The 1,273-nt window shown below is 61.7% G+C and carries 1 pseudogene; it reads left to right on the top strand.

Going from position 1 to position 1,273, the window contains the following annotated elements:
• Nucleotides 1-206: 206 nt before the first annotated feature.
• A pseudogene (locus ACSSVZ_RS28160) lies at nucleotides 207-1,273 on the top strand (IS3 family transposase); the annotation flags it as partial.

A 1,273-nucleotide genomic window follows, 5' to 3' on the forward strand; every position in this document is an offset into this window, starting at 1 on the left:
TTCCGGGGCATGGAGCGTCGGCCTGTCTCGTTGATCCGACCCCCTATGAATCACGCAACAGACGCCTTGGGAATCCTTCTCAAACGCGCTCTCAGTCTGCTGCTGTATTTCGCGTTGATGCTGGCTGCTCTGCCCCCTGAGAACTGGACCGTTTGAAGTTAGAGTTTTCGGCTAGGATTTCCCGGCTGGGAGAGGAGCTGAGAACGATGAAGGCATCGAAGTTCACGGAGGCGCAGAAGGCGTTCATCCTGAAGCAGGGCGAGGAGGGAACGCCGGTGGCCGAGGTCTGCCGGAAGGCGGGCATCAGCCAGGCGACCTACTTCAACTGGAAAAAGCGATACGGCGGGCTGTTGCCCGACGAGATGCGGCGGCTGAAGTCCCTGGAAGACGAGAACGCGCGGTTGAAGAAGATCGTGGCCGACCTGACGCTCGATCGCGAGATGCTGCAGGACGTCATCCGCCGAAAGCTCTGAGGCCTGCCCGGAAGCGCAAGCTGGTCGACGGGATGCTGGTCGATTGGGGAGTGTCGATCCGCCGGGCCTGCCAGGCGCTGCGGTTCGACACCTCGAGCTACCACTACAAGTCCCGCCGCACCGGACAGGCCGGCCTCGAACAAAGGATCAGGGAGATTTGCGAGACGCGCGTACGCTACGGATACCGGCGCGTACACGTACTACTGCGACGGGAGGGCTGGCAGGTGAACATCAAGAAGACACGCAGGGTTTACAACGAGTTGGGCCTGCAATTGCGGAACAAGCACCCCAAGCGCCGGGTGAAGGCGAAGCTGCGCGAGAACCGCCAGGAAGCCGCCGGGCCGAACGAGGTCTGGGCGATGGACTTCGTCCATGACCAGCTCGCGCTCGGCAAGAAGCTGCGGATTCTGACTATCGTCGACACCCACTCACGGTACTGCCCCGCGACCGATCCCCGGTTCGCCTACCGTGGCGAGGACGTGGTCCGGACCCTCGACTGTGTCTGCTGTCAGGTCGGCTATCCGCGGACGATCCGGGTCGACAACGGGACTGAGTTCATCACCCGTGACCTCGATCTCTGGGCCTATGCCAACGATGTTACGCTCGACTTCTCACGGCCCGGCAAACCACCGACAACGGCTTCATCGAGGCATTCAACAGCAAGCTCCGGGCGGAGTGTTTGAACACCCATTGGTTCATGGACCTTGCCGATGCCCGCGAAAAGCTGGAGGATTGGCGCAGAGACTACAACGAGGTCAGACCCCACAGCGCGATCGGGTACAACGTCCCGATCGACCTGC

This window comes from Amorphus sp. MBR-141 (assembly GCF_053628695.1).